The organism is Bacteroides sp. OM05-10AA (assembly GCF_003439055.1).
Taxonomy (GTDB): domain Bacteria; phylum Bacteroidota; class Bacteroidia; order Bacteroidales; family Bacteroidaceae; genus Bacteroides; species Bacteroides intestinigallinarum.
Map to the genome: position 1 here is coordinate 125,135 of NZ_QSUR01000002.1, position 18,854 is coordinate 143,988.

Sequence of the window (18,854 nt, forward strand, 5' to 3'; positions counted from 1 at the left end):
GGTCTATCTATTTTATTACATTTTGTATTAGTTGTCTACTTTTGCTCTCACTTAATATGAGATAAAGTATTTATTATGAGTTTTTTAAATTTAATATTATGGACTTGAAGAAAGCATTGTTTGTTTGCTTGTTGTTGTATTATGGAACAAGCGCTAACTCCGCTTTACCGGAACATTCTTCTATGTCTGGTAAGACTAATATGTCGGAGCAAGCGAAAGGTATTCGTATCAGTGGTACGATAACCGATAAGGACAAGAATCCTCTTCCTGGTGTAAATGTACGTGTACTGGAACAGACAGGGACTGGAGTCATTACGGATATGGACGGACATTTTTATTTGAATGTACCCGGAAAGAATTCTGTAATAGAGATTTCGTATATTGGCTTCAAAACTCAACAAATAAAAGTTGGAAGTAAGATTAACTTTGACGTAATTTTAGAAGAAGATATTGAAGCCTTGGATGAAGTTGTGGTTACTGGATATGGTAGTCAGAAGAAAATGTCGGTTATCGGTTCTATCGAGACATTACAGCCTAAGAAGTTACAGGTTGGTGCCACGCGCTCTTTGTCTAATAATCTGGCAGGACAGATTGCCGGTGTGATAGCGGTTCAACGTTCGGGAGAACCGGGTTACGATTCCTCGAATTTTTGGATTCGCGGTATTGCTTCTTTCTCCGGTGGACAATCTCCGTTAGTGTTGGTAGATGGTATCGAGCGTGACTTGAATAACATAGACCCTGCTGAAATTGAATCTTTCTCAGTATTGAAAGATGCATCGGCGAGTGCTATGTATGGTGTGCGTGGTGCAAATGGTGTCATCGTTATCAATACGAAGCGTGGTAAAGTAGGAGCTCCTTCTGTCAATTTGCGTGTGGAACATTCTATTGCAGAGCCGACAAAACTTCCGGATTTTATTGGGGCAGCCGATCATATGGCATTGATAAATGAAATAACAGAGAATAAGTCGCGTTTGCCTTTCAGTCAGGAGCAGATTGACAGAACGAGATATGGTTATGACAGAGATTTGTATCCGGATGTAAATTGGCTGGATGAAATAACAAAGGATTATGCTTATTCTACTCGTGCGAATCTGACTGTATCAGGTGGTTCCGATTTCCTGCGCTATTCGTTGGTTGGTTCTTATTTCGGTGAGAAGGGAATCATGGAGACGGATAAGTCTTTGCCTTATGATACAGGAACGAAACTAACTCGTTATAATATGCGTGCGAATGTTGACTTGGATGTGACTAAGACAACAGTACTGCGTTTAAATGTCGGTGGGTTCCTTCAAACACACCGCAAGCAGGCATTTAGTACGGACGATGCTTTTGATAGAGCGTTTATAACTTCTCCTTTCGTGTATCCTGCCCGCTATTCAGATGGGACTATTCCAATTATGGCTATTAATGATGTGAACCCTTGGGCAGCGGTGACACAGCGAGGTTACGACGTAGTTACAGCTTCACAGATTCAGTCACTCTTTGCTATTGAACAGAATCTGAAGATGATCACGCCGGGATTAAAAGCGAAAGTAACCTTTTCTTTCGACCGTTGGAATCAGAGTTCGATTACAAGGGGAAAGGATGCTACTTATCATAGTATTGCTACCGGACGTGACATTGAAGGTAATCTGATTCATTCTGTACTTAAATATGGAGATGACTCTTTGGGACATGGAAATAAGGGGGAATATGGAAATTCGAGGGTTTATTTTGAAGGAACATTAACGTATGCTCGCACTTTCGGAAAGCATGACGTAGATGCATTGTTCCTGTATAATCAGCAAAGTTATGATAATGGTAGTGTACAACCTTATAGAAAACAAGGTATTGCGGGTAGATTGTCTTATACTTTCGATAGCCGTTATGTGACGGAGTTCAACTTTGGATATAATGGTTCAGAGAATTTTGCTAAAGGTAAACGTTTCGGCTTTTTCCCTTCTGTGGCAGTTGGATGGTTATTGTCTGAAGAACCTTTCATGGATCGTTTCAGAAATACATTGAGTAAATTGAAATTAAGAGGTTCTATAGGAAAAGTAGGTAATGATGATATCGGAGGACGTCGTTTTGCCTATATAACAACATTGAATACCAATGCAGATAAGTATAACTGGGGTGATACAGGACAGATTGGTCGTACCGGTATTTCAGAAGGAGAAGTTGGAGTTGAAAATCTTACCTGGGAAACAGCTCTGAAAATGAACCTTGGTTTTGAACTGGGATTATGGAATGAATTGGAATTACAGGTAGATGTTTTCAAAGAAAAACGTACCAATATCTTTATGCAGCGTAAGATTATTCCTTCACAGACAGGATTCTTGACTAATCCTTGGGCCAATTTTGGTGAAGTGACTAACCGCGGTGTGGAATTCTCCTTAAACTATAATAAACAAATTAATAAAGATTGGTTTGTAGGTTTCCGTTCTAATTTTACATATGCTATCAACAGGGTGGACGAATACGATGAGCCAGAAACTGTGAAAGGTACATACAGAGGATTGACAGGCCGTTCATTAAATACTTTGTATGGATTGCAGGCAGAAAGATTGTTTACAGAAGATGATTTCGATGCGAATGGTAATTTGAAATTCGGTATACCGACACAGGACGTTGGAGCTTCAAAAGTACGTCCCGGTGATATCAAATATATAGATATGAATGGCGATGGCATTATCACTGATGCGGATGAAGGATACATTGGTGGAACGGTAGACCCGCGTATTGTTTATGGTTTCGGAGGTAATGTGAGCTACAAAAACTGGGATTTGAATTTCTTCTTCCAGGGAACAGGTGATACTTATCGTGTGATTGGTGGAACTACGTATTTCATTCCGGGTAGCGGACAAACATTGCAAGGGAATATTTACTCTAATTATAACGACAGATGGACAGAAGAGAACCCTGCTCAAGATGTCTTTTGGCCGAGACTGACGGAGGAGCCTAATAGACAGAATTACCGGAATTCCACATGGTGGAAAAAGAATATGCGTTTTATGCGTTTGAAAACGCTGGAACTTGGATATACTTTACCGCAATTTGTAACTGATAAGATACATTCCAAAGCTATTCGTTTTTACGTGAGTGGCAATAACTTATTTTGTTTCTCTCCTTTCAAACTATGGGATCCGGAATTAAATACGAACACCGGCCTGCGTTATCCGGCTATGCGTTCTGTAATGTTTGGAGTTGACCTGAATTTCTAATTAAAAAAATGACGATAATGAAACTTAAAAAATATATAGTTGCCGGTTTAATAGGCATCGTATCGTTGGGTTCCTGTACGTATCTTGATAAAGAACCGGATACGGAAATTGACATAGACATGGTCTTTGAGAATAAGACAAAAGTAGAATCATGGCTGGCCAATGTATACAGCCGTATCCCTAATCCGGGTAATGACTGGCTAAATACGTATGGTTGGGAAGTGTTTGCAGATGACTTGACTGCTTCTGCACGCTGGCAGCAATGGGACTGGCCCAATATCACCAAGATTTTTGGTGGATGGACACCGAATACACAATGGGCAGGAAATTTCTGGGATGGTCTTCCGAGAAAAATACGTCAGGCTTATATTTTTATAGAACGTGTACACGCATTACCTGATTCCGACCTTCCTCAGAGAGAAGTGGATTATATGAAAGCGGAAGCACGTTTTCTTGCAGCTTATTATTGGTGGCAATTATTGGAAGCATATGGACCTATTCCATTCAGACCGAATTATATTGCCCCGACTGACTTTACTCTTTCAGATTTGATGGTGGGGCAAAGGCCATTTGATGAAGTTGTCAGTCATTTGGATAATGAAATGTTGGAAGCATCTAAACAATTACCTGCTGTATGGCAGAGTGTGGAGAAATATGGGCGAATAACTTCAGTCATGTGTCTGACTGTTCGTGCGAAGATGTTATTATTTGCTGCAAGCCCGTTAGTAAACGGAAATGAGTGGTATATCGGGCATAAGAATGAAGAGGGTGAGGAATTGTTTAACTCTACTTATAGCCAGGAGAAATGGGTAAAAGCGGCAGAGGCTTGCAAACAATTACTTGATGTGGCAGAGCAAGCTGGTTATCGTTTGTATGTAGAATATAATGATGAGGGAGAAATTGATCCGTTCACTTCACTTGAGAATCTTTGGTTTACAAAATTTCAGGATGGAAACAAGGAGATATTGTTCCCATATACAAAAGAAGATGCTTATCAAAGTTACCAGTTCTATACAAACAAGGCGGTTACTAAAGAATATGGTGGCGGAAATGGTTTGGGCGTATATCAAGGATTGGTGGATGCTTTTTTTATGAAGAACGGACTTCCGAAAGACGATGACAATTCAGAATATGTAGAAGAAGGTTTCTCGACAGAAGTAGAAGCTAGGTCTACCAACTGGACTGGCGGAACAGGGCAAAAGGGAGAAATAACTGCCGAAGGTACATATAATATGTATTGTAACCGAGAACCACGTTTTTATACGGCAGTGAGCTATAATGGTTCGTGGTATGCTTTGGCAGGGCGTAAATTTGAATTCTTTAAGAATCAGAGAGATAATGACTATACACACGATGCCCCCCAAAATGGTTATTTGGTTCGTAAAAAAGTATATCCGCAAGATAATCCGAAGAATGGTAGTTACAAATGGCGTCAAATGTTCTTGTATCGTTTGGCAGCTTCCTATTTGGATTATGCCGAGGCTGTTAATGAGGCTTACGATGATAGAGCACATCGTGAGGATGCATTGAAATACGTGAATAAAGTCCGTGAACGTGCGGGTGTACGTCAATATACGCTGAATACTGTAGCACTGGATGATCCCAAATACATCCATGTTGATGATAATCAATTAGCAGTGCGTGAGATCGTTCGTATGGAACGTCGTGTTGAACTTTGTTGTGAAGGATCACGCTGGTCGGATATTCGCCGTTGGAAAATTGTAGAACAACTTCCGGAGATGTGTGGAGATGATTATGGTATGAACTTCGCAGGAATAAATAGTCAGGAATTTTACAAGAGAACCGTTTTTCAGACCCGTGTTTGGAAAAAGGCGATGTATTGGCTGCCGGTATATATAGATGAGATGAATAAGAACACGAACTTGGTCCAGGCGCCTTTCTGGAATTAATAAAATGAAAAGCATAATTATGAATAAGATAATGAAACTAATATGCTTGCTCTTTCTTATGTCGATAGCAGCGAGCTGTAATAAAGATCCGGAGTATTACGCGCTTGAAACTCCTGTAGATCAGATGCTTTTGAAGGCTTCTTCTTCTGAAATTACTTTGGAGAAAGAGAAGGAGAATGAAGTTGCTGTTTTATTTACATGGGATGCTGCGGCTCAACGTGGGGGAGCTGATGCTACTATCACCTATTTTTTCAGAATGTATATGGCAGATTTACATTCTAATGTGACAGATTTGTATGAGATTGAATCGGAGGAACGTTCCATTAGTTTTACGCATAAGGAGTTGAATGATATACTGGCTTCCTGGAGTATACTTCCTGGAGATAAGGTGACTATTGAAGCAGAGGTTATAGGACAGGTCAATTCATCTGTAGAATACTTGAAACCGGAGTTGTCGAAGACGCAATTGGACGTGATCGGATATGATAAGAATGCTACTGCGATATATATGGTGATGGTGGATGATGCTGGAGAGAAAACTGTTCGCCGAATGACCGAGAAGGTTGTGGGTTCAGGAGTATATCAGTCGACAGCAGAACTGAAGCCATGTGAGTACTTCTTTGCACTTAGTCCGGATTCTGATTATCCATGCTACATGAAAGCTGAGAATGGAGATAATTCTTTGCAATATGTGGCAGAAGCAGGGAATGGTGAGATGTTTGAAAACACAAAGAGCGGTACCTACACAATAGTTGTGGACTTAAATCGTTTGGATGTGAATATCGTTAGTATTTACCCTTTACCGCAAGATGGGATTTGGATTGTTGGCGATGCTAGTACCATCGGATGGGATTGGGGTAAAATGAAAAAGGAAGGTGCATTTGTGAATAATGATCCACGCCATCCAGAACGTTGGACGTATACAGGTAACTTTTATGGCGGTAAAGAGTTTAAGTTGGCGTTGGAGCCGAATGGAGCAGATTTTACAGGAAAATTCTTTTTTGCTCCTTCACAAGGAGCAAATCCAGCCGTAGAACATGAACTCGGAGAAGCAAGGGATCAGAATAATGGCGGTGACTTGAAATGGATTGTTGCTGCTGATGGTAAATACATTTTGACAGTAGACCTTAATGAGATGAAGATATATTTGGAGCCGACTGAATAATCTCCATAAGAAGTAAATTAAAATATGAAAATCATGAAAAAACTGTTTATAATACTATATCTGCTTACTAATATATTTGTATTGGGAGCATGTGGAGATGTGGAAAGTGAGGGTGACCCACAACCACGTGTACCGAGAGTAGAAGTGGAATCTGATGATTATTATGTACAGATTACACAGGAAAATATGGATGGGGTTGCTTTTGTCTACCGTTGGCTGGATATAGAAACAGCATCGAAGTATGTTATGACTTTAGGACTGCAGGTAGATGGAGAAACAACTGAAACAATGGGTGTGGAAGATAAAAGCATACTTACTTATAACGGAGTACGCGAACAGCTTTTTACCAATCAACAGATAATGGAATATATGAAAGCTTTTGGAGTGGACGAAAAAGAAGCTCAGTTTAGCATTACATTGGAAGCGTTTCAGTCGGATGGTATGCCAATTACTTCAGAAACAGACAAAGAATCAAAGACTTCCATAATCCATATTGTATTGGGACCTGGTGTTGAATTGAATTCGAGTATGGAATAGATTAGTAAAATTAATAAAAAACTGAGAACTTATGTTATACTTACAACATACAATTACGCTTGGAATACTCTCCCTGCTTACATGGGGGTGTGGTAACAGCGATAAACAGAAAGGTGAAGCAGAACAAGCTCCATTGGCAGACAAAGTGTGGTATTCAAATCCTGTCATCGACTCTGATAATCCGGATCCGACAGTGATAAAAGCGGAAGACGGATATTTCTATTTGTATGCTACCGGAGGAAATACATGGATACACAAATCCAAAGACTTGGTGCACTGGACTTATGTGGGCGGCGCTTACGAGGATGATAAAAAACCGTCATGGGAACCGGAAGCAGGTATTTGGGCACCGGATATCAATTATATCAATGGAAAATATGTGATGTATTACTCCTTGTCCAAGTGGGGAGGTGGAGCAACTTGTGGTATTGGTGTTTCTGTTTCGGACAAGCCGGAAGGACCGTTTACTGATCAAGGCAAATTATTCCGTAGCAATGAGATCGATGTTCATAATAGTATCGACCCTTTCTATATTGAAGATAATGGTAAAAAATATCTTTTCTGGGGAAGTTGGTATGGTATTTGGGGTGTTGAATTGACTGAAGACGGTCTTGGACTGAAAGGAGGTATTGAAAATGCAAAAGCGACAAAAATACAGGTCGCTGCCAATACTGGAGGTACCAATGCTTATGAAGGATCATATATCTTGAAAAGAGGTAAATACTATTATTTGTTCTGCTCTACAGGCACTTGCTGTGACGGTGCAAATAGTACATACCAGACAGTTGTATGTCGTTCCACCGAGCTTTTTGGTCCTTATTTGAATAAATCAGGTGACAACATGAATGATAATAAACATGAGGTACTGATACACAGAAATGATGCGTTCCTAGGGACAGGGCACAATGCTGAAATAGTGCAGGATGATGAAGGTAAAGATTGGATTATCTATCATGCTTACCGGACTGCCGATCCATCTTTAGGTCGTGTAGTATTGCTTGATAGAGTTTATTGGGATGACGATGATTGGCCGTATCTCGTAGGGGACGGACCGGTTGTGAAGGCGGAAGCTCCGACTTTCAAGAAGAGTAAGTAGTTGACATAGGGTGGTTGTAGCTATGATAACTGCAACGACCCTATTTTATTCTCGAATTATAAATTTATTGCTTTTAAATGTTATCATGAAAAGAGGATTATTGCTTTTACTCTGTGTCATGCAGAGTTTTATATTTGTATTGCATGCGCAAAACACACAGCGAAATATTGCTTATACAGATGACAATGTAAGATTTACAGTCATTTCTGATGGAGCAATCCGTCTGGAATATGCACCGGATGGGAAATTCGTGAACGATAGATCTCACATCGTTGTGAATCGTAACTATCCCCAGGTAGATTACAAGCTAAAAACAAGAGGGGGATGGGTTGAAATAACGACTTCCAAAATGAAGATGCGTTATAAGAAAAACAGTGGACAGTTTACAGATAAGAACTTGGTTATCACTGCCTCTAAAGAAATATTACCTTTTACTTGGAAACCCGGTATGCAACAGAAGGGCAACTTGAAAGGAACTTATCGTACATTGGATGGTATGGATGGTGATACACAGACACAAACATGGGTGGCTGATACAAAGAAAGGTGATAAACTGAAACTGGAAGATGGCTTGTTGGCTACGGACGGTTGGACTTTGATTGATGATTCTCAGGGACTTTTGTTTGATGATAATAAAGATTGGGATTGGGTGAAAGAGCGTCCGGCTAATGGCGGACAGGATTGGTATTTCATGGCATATGGACATGACTATAAAGCTGCCTTGAAAGATTATACCCTCTTTGCGGGAAGAGTACCATTACCTCCCCGGTATGCATTTGGTTATTGGTGGTCACGCTATTGGTTATATTCTGACAGGGAGTTCCGTAATCTGATTGATAATTTCCATACTTATCAGATTCCTTTGGATGTATTGGTGGTAGATATGGACTGGCATTATACAGAACAAGGAAAAGGTGGTTGGACCGGTTGGACATGGAACCGTGATTTATTCCCGAATCCAAAGGAGTTTTTGGGATACTTGAAACAGAATGATGTGAAAATCACCCTTAACTTACATCCGGCGGATGGAGTAGCTTCTTATGAAGAAAAATATCCTGGATTAGCAAAAGATATGGGAGTCGATCCTCAGTCCAAACAGACTATTCCATGGATAAATTCAGATAAGAAGTTTATTAAAAATATGTTTAAGAATGTATTGACGCCAATGGAGAAAGATGGTGTTGATTTTTGGTGGCTGGACTGGCAACAAGGGATATATGATCCGAAGGTGAAGAATTTGAGCAACACTTGGTGGATTAATTATGCTTTCTTTAGTAATATGGAAAAGAACAGGGACACACGTCCGATGCTATATCACCGTTGGGGAGGTTTGGGTAATCATCGCTATCAGGTGGGTTTCTCCGGTGATGCAGTTGTTTCATGGAAATCATTAGATTTTCAGCCTTACTTCAACTCGACAGCTTCCAATGTATTATATGGTTATTGGAGCCATGACCTGGGAGGACATATCGGTGAAAGTATAGATCCGGAAATGTACACTCGTTGGTTGCAATTCGGAGCCTTAAGCCCGATTATGCGTACACATTCTCAAAAAAGTGCCGGTTTGAATAAGGAACCATGGGTATTCAACAAAGAATATTGTGATGTTCTTCGTAAGACAATCCAGCAACGTTATGAGATGGCGCCTTATATTTATACAATGGCTCGTAAAGGTTATGATGAAGGATTATCACTTTGTCGTCCGATGTATTATGATTATCCGGATAATAAGGAAGCATATGAGTTCCGTAATGAATATATGTTTGGAGATGATATTCTGGTTGCTCCTGCCACAGCTCCTGCAAAAGATGGTTATGTACAAGTGCGTGTGTGGCTGCCCGAAGGTGAATGGTATGAGTTGCATACAGGCACCTTGCTGAAAGGAGGACAAATAGTGGAACGTCCTTTTGCTATTGACGAATATCCGATTTATGTAAAAGCGGGAGCGGTATTGCCGATGTATACAAGAAAGGTGATGAACCTGAACGGTAATGATGAGGAGGTTGTTGTTACCGTATTCCCTGGTGGAAATGGAATTTCGTCCTTTAATTTTTATGAAGATAATGGAAATGATAAGAACTATGCTTCGGAATATGCTGTGACTAAATTAACATCTTCCAGCCAAGGGCAGGAACGAACGATTGTTATCGGTAAACGTGATGGCCGATATAAAGATATGCCTGAATCTCGTTCATTCAAAGTGAAAGTGCTCTCATCACTTGTTCCTCGGTCTGTCACTGTAAATGGTCAACCTGCCAAATATGAATATTTGGGTGAAGAGTTTGCTCTTTCGGTTGATTTGCCTGTTTTGTCATGTGATCAGGAAAAGGTTGTTAAAATAGTTTATCCTACGGAAACAGTTGATATGAACGGCTTGTTGGGAGTATCTAGACGAATTGCTAAATCTATGGAGCGGTTAAAATACCGTGATTCATATATTGGCTTCAAGGAAGAATTTGGTAAAATGGGAAGTCTGAGTGAAGCGGTAATCTATGCACCGGAGAAGATCTCTTCTTTAGTTTCCGATTTTTGGAAAAGTTATACTGACCTCCCGGAGGTTTTGAAGCGTCAAGGTTTGAATGACGAAAATAAAGCTTGGTTTTTGCAATCTATTTGCTGGAGCAAGCAATAGTATGAGAAATGTAATAGTGGGGTGATAAAAGCATCCCACTATTTTTTTATATAAGTAATGAAGGGCAAGCCAGATACTGTAGTTGATATTTTCTGATGTTGCTCCATTTTAGAAAAAGTTTGTATTTTTATGACCATTTATATAACTATGCTATATGTAACATCGCTTTCGGGGAGGTAGATATAGGTTGGATGATAATAGAGAAAAGCACACAACATAAGCTAAAATAGTAAAAGTGCTCCAAAACATACTTGGATAGTCGTTTTATAGGTTTTTGACCTGTTTTTGTCATTTATTGAACCGTTATTTTTATTCTATTAATAGGATAGCGTTTTATTTTGCATTTCGTTAATAGTGCACATTGGAATAATGCATAGTTATTTTTTCTTTTGATTTTTATATTTATTGTTTAACAAATAATTTAATACAATGAAAAGCCTTTTTAAAACAAAAAAAGGAGGGAAACAGGTTAGGTTTGTATTGTTTTCCTTGATTTGCTTGGGTGGATTAGGTAGTTGCATGGACAAAAATGTGGAAGTAAATCTTCCGTCTTATGTAGCTTCTGACCCTAATGTTGAAGTTGTTTTTACTGACTATTCTCCCTTAGAAGGTGCTGTGCGCACGAACATGTTTATCAATGGTAGTAATTTTGGGACTGATCCCTCACTGATACGAGTGGTTGTCGGTGGTAAGGAAGCGAAAGTTGTTAGCTCTTCCGGTACACAGATTTATTGTATTGTTCCTTCCCGTGCGGATGGAGGGGCTGTGCAGGTAGATATCTTGAATAAGGATAAAAGCTTGAATGCCACCTATACATTTGACCAAAAGTTCTCTTATCAGTATAATGTAGTTGTCGGCACGTTGTGTGGTGTAGTAGATAGTGAAGGTAATACTTCTATTACGGATGGTAATTTTGATAAAGCAGGAACTCAAACTCCTCTTGCCATGTACTATGACGAATCATCAGGCGAACGTTGCATTTATTTTTTCGAGAATGAACATAGTTTACGTAAAATCTATCTAGATAAAGATTCCATAGCTACTGTGATTACCAATGGTGCTGCTGGTTGGAGTAGTGCTCCGAGTGGACTTGGCTGGAGTGTGGACAGGGATACTATGTTTGTGAACTGTCCGCAGGGGAATGTAGAACGTGCAGGAGCTTATTACCTACTTCGTAAAGAAAATTTTAAAAACTCTTATCCGGCTTTAAATGGAGATGATTTCAATACATTATTCACACATCCTATAGATGGTACTATCTTTTTGTGTCGTGGTCGTGATGCTACGCTTCATAAAGCGGTTTGGAATGAGAAAACACAAATGTGGGATCCGAAGCAGATTGCCAAGATGGGACCAAGCGGCTGGTTTCAATGTGTTACTTTTCATCCAAGTGGAAATTTTGCCTATTTAATAGCACGTGACAAGCAATGTGTGATGAAAGCAGAATATAATTGGGCTGGTAAATATCTGGAAACTCCTATTACTTTTGCTGGAGAGTTCGGATCATATGGTTACAAGGACGCATCCCAGAATTCTGCCCGTTTTGATAATCCAATGCAAGGGTGTTTTGTGTTGAACGAAGAATATGTGGCAGAGCAACGTGCGGATGTATATGATTTTTATCTTACTGATGCTGCCAATCATTGTATTCGTAAGATCACTCCTGATGGTATTGTTACAACGTTTGCCGGTCGTGGAAGTTATTCGACAGATCAGATCGTCTCAGGATATATTGACGGTGATCCTCGTGAAACAGCACGTTTCAACTATCCTTTAGGACTTTGTTATGAAGAGTCTACAGGTACTTTCTATGTTGGTGACAACGGTAATCACCGTGTTCGTACCATTGCATTACAGTAAATTGATGATTAACACACAATTCTTATTTTATGAGGAAATTTTTATTTATGATATTATTATTGACAACAGGTTACGTCATTGATATGTATGCCCAGAGTCAGACGATAGAGGTAACCGGTATGGTCAGAGATGCCGAAAAGATACCTTTGGCTGGAGTCAATATTTCGGTAAAGAATGTTGCAGGTTTGGGAGTTATCACCAACATTGATGGTGAGTATAAGATTAAAATAGCTCCTTACAGTACGCTGATCTTTTCTTATATAGGATTTGAAACACAAGAAGTCCTGATAAAGGATAATATGAGTAAGGTTGATGTCACATTACGCGAATCTTCTGCGAGTGTGATCGATGAAGTGGTTATCACTGGTACAGGTGCTCAAAAGAAGATAACAATGACAGGTGCAGTTTCTACGGTAGATGTGGATGTGTTGAAGTCATCTCCTACTTCAAGTCTGGTAAATGCATTGGCAGGAAATGTTCCTGGTGTGTTGGCAAGGCAGACTTCCGGTAGACCGGGAGCCAATATGTCGGAATTCTGGATTCGTGGTATTTCTACTTTTGGGGCAGGCTCCGGAGCATTGGTTTTGGTAGATGGATTCGAACGTAGTCTGAATGAAGTCAATGTGGAAGATATTGAGTCGTTCTCCGTATTGAAGGATGCTTCGGCTACAGCAATTTATGGTAGTCGTGGTGCAAATGGCGTAGTGTTGATTACTACTAAAAGAGGTAAGGCTGGTAAAATTAATATCAATGCAAAAGTGGAAACTTCTTATAATACACGTACCATGACTCCTGACTTTGTAGATGGTTATACTTACGCTACCATGCTGAACGAATCACGTACAACTCGTTCTCAACAGCCGATGTATTCTCAAGATGAGTTGAGACTGATTCAGACAGGACTGGATCCGGATTTGTATCCGAATGTAGACTGGATGGATGTATTGTTAAGAGACGGTGCAATGACTTATCGTGCTAATCTTGATATAAGTGGCGGTGGCTCTGTGGCACGCTACTTTGTGTCAGCAAGCTATGTTAGCGAGGGAGGTATGTATAAGACAGACGATAAGTTGAAAGATTATAATACAAATGCCAATTATCAGCGTTGGAACTATCGTATGAATGTAGATTTTGACGTTACAAAGACCACCATGGTGACGGTAGGTGTTTCAGGCTGGCTTTCTACTCAGAATGATCCGGGACTTGGTTCTGATGCATTGTGGAAGTCTGTAATGGGACAGACACCTATTAATATGCCGGTGATTTTTTCGAACGGAAGAATTCCGGCCGCTGGAACGAGTGAACGTACTAATCCATGGGTAATTGCTACACAAACCGGTTATTATGAGGAGTGGCAGAACGTAATTCAAACGAATGCAACTTTGGATCAGAAATTGGATTTTATAACGAAAGGTTTGAAGTTTACCGGACGTTTTGGATTTGATACTTATAACAATAACTATCGTAATCATAAGCAGTGGCCTGAACAATGGCAAGCCGAACGTCAGCGAGATTCTAACGGGGAAATCGTTTTCAAAAAAGTGGCAGAGAAACAGCTGATGTTTCATGAGTCTTCTGCTTCAGGTAACCGTAGGCAGTTTTTGGAGGCTATTCTGCAATATGACCGCCGATTCGGCGATCATTCGGTGGGCGGTACGTTGAAATATACTCAGGATGAATATGTCAACACACAAAGTACAGCCGGCTATGATTGGCTACCTAATAGACACATGGGACTTGCTGGTCGTGTTACCTATGGATGGAAATATCGCTATATGGTTGATTTCAACTTTGGTTACAATGGTTCAGAAAATTTTGCCCCAGGCAACCAGTTTGGCTTCTTTCCTGCATACTCAGTAGCATGGAATATTGCGGAAGAACCTATTATTAAGAAGAATCTGAAATGGATGAATATGTTTAAGCTTCGTTATTCTTATGGTAAGGTAGGTAGTGACAATATTGGAACTCGTTTCCCTTATCTGGAGCTTTTTGAAAGTAGAAATCCTTATAATTGGGGAGATTACAATACTCCTAATGTGGATAATGGACAGATTTATAAGCAGATATCTTCTTCTGGTGTGACATGGGAGATTGCTACTAAGCATGATATAGGTGTTGACTTTTCGTTATGGGATGACAGGTTTACTGGTACTGTAGATTACTTTCATGAAACACGTGATGGAATCTTTATGCAGCGTCAAAGTTTGCCAGGAACTTTAGGTTTGAGTTATCTTACACCTAGTGCGAATGTAGGTAAGGTACGTTCTACCGGTTTTGATGGAAATGTGGCTTTCAAACAGGATATAGGCAATGTCAGTCTGACTGTACGCGGTAATTTCACTTATAGTAATAATAAGATTCTGGCTGCTGACGAGGCAAATAGCGCATATCCTTATATACGTGATACAGGGTATCGTGTCAATCAAGCGAAAGGTCTGATAGCTCTTGGCTTATTTAAGGATTATGATGATATACGTAACAGTCCTCAACAAACAGAATGGGGAACAGTAATGCCTGGTGATATTAAATATAAAGATGTGAACAGTGATGGCGTGATTAATGATAGTGATAGGGTACCTATTGGTTCTACAACCCGTCCGAATTTGATTTACGGCTTTGGTATGTCTGCTACATGGAAAGGGTTCGATGTGAATCTACATTTCCAAGGTGCTGGTAAATCCTCTTTCTTTATTGATGGTTTTGGAGTCAGACCATTTAGTGGTGGTGACTGGGGTAACATTCTTACGGATGTAGTAGGAAACTACTGGAGTCTTGGCACGAATGAGAATCCTGATGCCAAATATCCTCGTTTGACTTGGCAGAATAACAGTAACAATAACCGTGAATCGACATATTGGTTACGTGATGGTTCATATCTGCGCCTGAAAACGGTAGAGGTGGGTTATACACTTCCAAAGAACATCAGCCGTGCAATCTTGATGAATAATGTACGCATCTTCTTTATCGGGACAAATCTGTTAACATTCTCTAAGTTCAAATTATGGGATCCTGAAATGGGGAGCTCTAACGGGCAGCAGTATCCATTGTCTAAAATGCTCACTTTAGGTTTAACTGTTAATATATAATACGAAATATGAAAAAGAAACATATATTGTTTTCCACCATTATCAGTATGGGAATGATGGTTTCCTCTTGTTCAGATTATTTGAGTGTGGAGGGGAAATTGGGAGAAAATACCCAAAGTTTGGAAAATATATTCGAAAATAAAGAATGGTCGGAACAATGGTTGGCGACTGCATACGCTTGGCTGACATGGAGTAACATCGATATTGGTTCGAAAGATAACTGTATCACTAACTTTTCTGACGATATGTGTTATAGCGACCGTAATCTTGAATATCGTGTATTCAAATATTGTGAATATGATGAGAATTGGAAACAAGACTCCTGGGCACAAGCTTATGATGGTATCCGTCATGCCTCGATTTTTATTCATAATATTGACAGAAATAAAGAAATGACTCCGGATGAAATTGTTGATTATAAGGCACAGGCTCGTTTTGTACGCGCTTATTTCTACTGGAAGTTGTTGCAAAAGTATGGGCCTATACCAATTATACCTAATGATGGTGTGATGGACTATAATGCTGCTTATGAGGATCTTTATATCCCACGTAGTACGTATGACGATTGTGTCAACTACATTGCAGAGGAAATGAAGCTTGCAGCGAAAGACCTACCATTGAAACGTGATACACGTAATATGGCACGTCCTACTCGCGGAGCAGCTTTGGCAACTCGCGCAAAAGCATTGCTTTATGCTGCCAGCCCTCTCAATAATCCGCGTCCAACCGATACTGAACGTTTCACGGATTTGGTGGATGATGAAGGACGCTATCTGATGGCTCAAGAATACAATGAAGAAAAGTGGGCAAAGGCAGCAGCGGCTGCTCGTGATGTGGTAGAACTTGGTCGTAAGGGTGTGTATGAGCTACATACAGTTTCAGCTCACTCTACTGGTACAATTGATAACCCGGCAACGATTGCTCCTCCTACGCATGCGGTATATTCTCATGCGGATTTTCCTGCAGGATGGCGGAATATTGACCCGTTACAGTCCTACGAGACACTTTTTAATGGGGTGATTTTTCCTTCGGAAAACAAAGAGATGATTTTTACAACCGGACAGAACAACGGAGATATCAATACGATGATTCAGCATCAGATGCCAATTGCATTCGGAGGTTATAATTGTCATGCTATGACAGGTAAGCAATGTGACGCCTACCAGATGAATACCGGAAAACCTTTTGATAAGACGAAAGACTGGACGGGTGATGAGAATTATGTGAGTGCCGAGGAAGCAGCCAGTGGTGATTGGGCGCCATTAGTGGAAGGTGTAAACAAACAATATGGACATCGTGAACCACGTTTTTATGCTACCGTAGCATACAATGGTTGCTTATGGAATGGTACTAATGCTGTACAGTCGTATGACCGGAATCTAATCATATGGTATTACCGTGGTGAAGAGAGTGGCTGGAGTAACTCAGGTGATCGTTGGTTGGCTACCGGCATTGGGATCAGGAAATTTGTTAGTTCTCGTGACAACTTTAAGACAGAGGGAGGGGTTATCTCAAAGCCTGTGATTGGTATTCGTTATGCTGATGTGCTGTTATGGTATGCCGAGGCATTAAATGAATTAGGTGCGAGTACTTATCAGATTCCTTCATGGGATGGAACTCAGTCTTATGATATTTCACGTGATAAGAATGAAATGAGTTATGCTATTTCCAGAGTTCGTATTCGTGGAGGAGTTCCCGATTTTGGATCAGATGTTTATGAGAATGCTGATGAGTTCCGCAAGCATTTGAAGCATGAGCGACAGATTGAGTTATTTGCAGAAAACAGCCGTTACTTTGATTTGCGCCGTTGGAAGGATGCCGAATATGAGGAGTCGCGGCAGATGTATGGTTGCAATGCATATATGAGTAAAAAAGAAAGAGACTTATTTCATACTCAAGTGATCAATTCGAACTTGCCGACTACTTTTAGCCGCAAAATGTATTTCTGGCCGATTTCTCATGATCAGTTGAGAAGAAACTTACGTCTGACTCAGAACCCAGGATGGACATATTATGATTAACCTTATTAAATGGAAAAATATGAAAAATTATATCGTATATTTTATATTGTTATTAACGCTTGTTCTGACTGGTGCATGTAACAATGAATGGGTGGAAGAAGTGTATGTGCAAAATGTCGGATTGAAAGCCCCTGTCAATAGTAAGGGAGTGACTGATGTATATTTGCGTTACCGAGCGAACGGTGAAGTGACTTATCGGCTGCCAGTGATTGTGGGTGGCTCTACTATGAATGAAAGAGATCTGGATGTTGCTATTGATGTGGATCCGGATACATTGATTGGTTTGAATGAAGCTCGCTGGAAGCAACGTGAAGATTTGTATTTCCAATTGTTGGATAAGAAACACTATGAGTTTGCCTCTCCTACTTGTCATATTCCGGCTGGTGAATGTCAAGGTTTGTTTGATATTAAATTCAAATTTAACGGACTGGATCTTGTTGATAAATGGGTACTTCCATTGACTATTTTAGATGGTGACTCGTATGATGCGAATCCACGTAAGAATTATCGTAAAGCACTTCTCCGTGTAATGCCGTTTAATGATTATTCGGGTTCTTATGGGGCCAATAATATGTTTGTATATATGATGGATAATACGAGTGCTATGGTTTCAAGTACACGTACCTTGCATGTAGTCAGTGAGAACCAATGTTTTTTCTATGCAGGAATCATTAGTGAAGAATTGAAGGATAGAGATAAATACAAGATCGTGTTGACCTTTAATGAAGATGGAACGTTGACAGCTGAACCTGCTGATCCGACTAATGCCATGAACTTCCAGCTCATAGGAGATGCACCTACTTATACGACTAGTATGTCTTTGGATGAAGTAACTCCTTATTTGGAGCATCATTTCACGACGATTTATATGTCATATACGTATGATGATGTGACAACGTATGAAGATAAAGATATCGTTGTACCTTGTCGCGCTGAAGGTAGTATGTTGATGGAACGAAAAGTTAATAGCTTGATTCCTGATACAGACCAAGCTATTCAGTGGTAAAAATGGAGGTGTGCTACAAGAGTAAGAACTTGTTGGCTGATATCTATTGATACAAAATATTGTGAGATGATATTCCGTAGAATAAAGCGGAAAGTCAGTTTATAAATAGAGAGAAGGTTATCTTATTATATATAAGGTAGCTTTCTCTTTGTTTTTCTCAGCAGAAATTCAATAGGTTCTTGACAAATGCTTTTAAATGTTGTATCTTTGTAGTATGAGTGTGGGCATCCACTTGAATAATTAACAGATAAAAGAAGATGAAATTAATGACTTAAATGGTATAATATTATAACAAATTCGGACGTGTTTCCTGATAAATATCAGGAATGGTGTATCGA

The 18,854-nt window shown here is 39.9% G+C and carries 10 protein-coding genes; all 10 read left to right on the forward strand.

Annotation, left to right across the window (positions count from 1 at the left end; genetic code table 11):
* Positions 1-98: 98 nt before the first annotated feature.
* The 10 genes from DXB58_RS01905 (at position 99) to DXB58_RS01950 (ending at position 18,516) form a co-directional block, all read left to right on the forward strand.
* On the forward strand, positions 99-3,203 hold the full coding sequence (locus tag DXB58_RS01905) for a TonB-dependent receptor (protein WP_117932793.1): 3,105 nt from the start codon (positions 99-101) through the stop codon (positions 3,201-3,203).
* A 17-nt stretch (positions 3,204-3,220) separates the two neighbouring features.
* A complete protein-coding gene (locus DXB58_RS01910; protein WP_122135746.1) occupies positions 3,221-5,113 on the forward strand; it encodes a RagB/SusD family nutrient uptake outer membrane protein in 1,893 nt (630 codons plus the stop codon).
* 19 nt (positions 5,114-5,132) lie between these two features.
* Positions 5,133-6,278 carry a SusE domain-containing protein gene (locus tag DXB58_RS01915; RefSeq protein ID WP_117932797.1) on the forward strand — a complete coding sequence of 382 codons (1,146 nt, stop codon included), beginning with the start codon at positions 5,133-5,135 and terminating at the stop codon, positions 6,276-6,278.
* A 24-nt stretch (positions 6,279-6,302) separates the two neighbouring features.
* Positions 6,303-6,815: a hypothetical protein gene (locus tag DXB58_RS01920; RefSeq protein WP_117932799.1), complete on the forward strand. Its 513-nt coding sequence runs from the start codon at positions 6,303-6,305 to the stop codon at positions 6,813-6,815.
* 31 nt (positions 6,816-6,846) lie between these two features.
* Entirely contained in the window at positions 6,847-7,911 is a 1,065-nt protein-coding gene (locus DXB58_RS01925; protein ID WP_117932801.1) for a family 43 glycosylhydrolase, read from the forward strand.
* An 85-nt stretch (positions 7,912-7,996) separates the two neighbouring features.
* Positions 7,997-10,543 carry a glycoside hydrolase family 31 protein gene (locus DXB58_RS01930; RefSeq protein WP_117932803.1) on the forward strand — a complete coding sequence of 849 codons (2,547 nt, stop codon included), beginning with the start codon at positions 7,997-7,999 and terminating at the stop codon, positions 10,541-10,543.
* A 429-nt stretch (positions 10,544-10,972) separates the two neighbouring features.
* Positions 10,973-12,403: an IPT/TIG domain-containing protein gene (locus DXB58_RS01935; protein WP_117932805.1), complete on the forward strand. Its 1,431-nt coding sequence runs from the start codon at positions 10,973-10,975 to the stop codon at positions 12,401-12,403.
* A 29-nt stretch (positions 12,404-12,432) separates the two neighbouring features.
* The gene (locus DXB58_RS01940) at positions 12,433-15,489 is read left to right on the forward strand and encodes a TonB-dependent receptor (RefSeq protein WP_117932807.1); all 3,057 of its coding nucleotides are present in this window, start codon (positions 12,433-12,435) and stop codon (positions 15,487-15,489) included.
* 8 nt (positions 15,490-15,497) lie between these two features.
* Positions 15,498-17,510 (forward strand): RagB/SusD family nutrient uptake outer membrane protein, encoded by a 2,013-nt coding sequence (locus DXB58_RS01945; protein WP_117932809.1) that lies wholly within the window; start codon positions 15,498-15,500, stop codon positions 17,508-17,510.
* A gap of 19 nt (positions 17,511-17,529) precedes the next feature.
* Positions 17,530-18,516: a DUF4973 domain-containing protein gene (locus DXB58_RS01950; RefSeq protein WP_032845105.1), complete on the forward strand. Its 987-nt coding sequence runs from the start codon at positions 17,530-17,532 to the stop codon at positions 18,514-18,516.
* Positions 18,517-18,854: the final 338 nt, after the last annotated feature.

What these genes read in the sequence shown, in the direction of transcription:
- DXB58_RS01905 (WP_117932793.1), top strand. Translation starts at nt 99, where the DNA reads ATGGACTTGAAGAAAGCATTGTTTGTTTGCTTGTTGTTGTATTATGGA.
- DXB58_RS01910 (WP_122135746.1), top strand. Translation starts at nt 3,221, where the DNA reads ATGAAACTTAAAAAATATATAGTTGCCGGTTTAATAGGCATCGTATCG.
- DXB58_RS01915 (WP_117932797.1), top strand. Translation starts at nt 5,133, where the DNA reads ATGAATAAGATAATGAAACTAATATGCTTGCTCTTTCTTATGTCGATA.
- DXB58_RS01945 (WP_117932809.1), top strand. Translation starts at nt 15,498, where the DNA reads ATGAAAAAGAAACATATATTGTTTTCCACCATTATCAGTATGGGAATG.
- DXB58_RS01940 (WP_117932807.1), top strand. Translation starts at nt 12,433, where the DNA reads ATGAGGAAATTTTTATTTATGATATTATTATTGACAACAGGTTACGTC.
- DXB58_RS01930 (WP_117932803.1), top strand. Translation starts at nt 7,997, where the DNA reads ATGAAAAGAGGATTATTGCTTTTACTCTGTGTCATGCAGAGTTTTATA.
- DXB58_RS01950 (WP_032845105.1), top strand. Translation starts at nt 17,530, where the DNA reads ATGAAAAATTATATCGTATATTTTATATTGTTATTAACGCTTGTTCTG.
- DXB58_RS01935 (WP_117932805.1), top strand. Translation starts at nt 10,973, where the DNA reads ATGAAAAGCCTTTTTAAAACAAAAAAAGGAGGGAAACAGGTTAGGTTT.
- DXB58_RS01920 (WP_117932799.1), top strand. Translation starts at nt 6,303, where the DNA reads ATGAAAATCATGAAAAAACTGTTTATAATACTATATCTGCTTACTAAT.
- DXB58_RS01925 (WP_117932801.1), top strand. Translation starts at nt 6,847, where the DNA reads ATGTTATACTTACAACATACAATTACGCTTGGAATACTCTCCCTGCTT.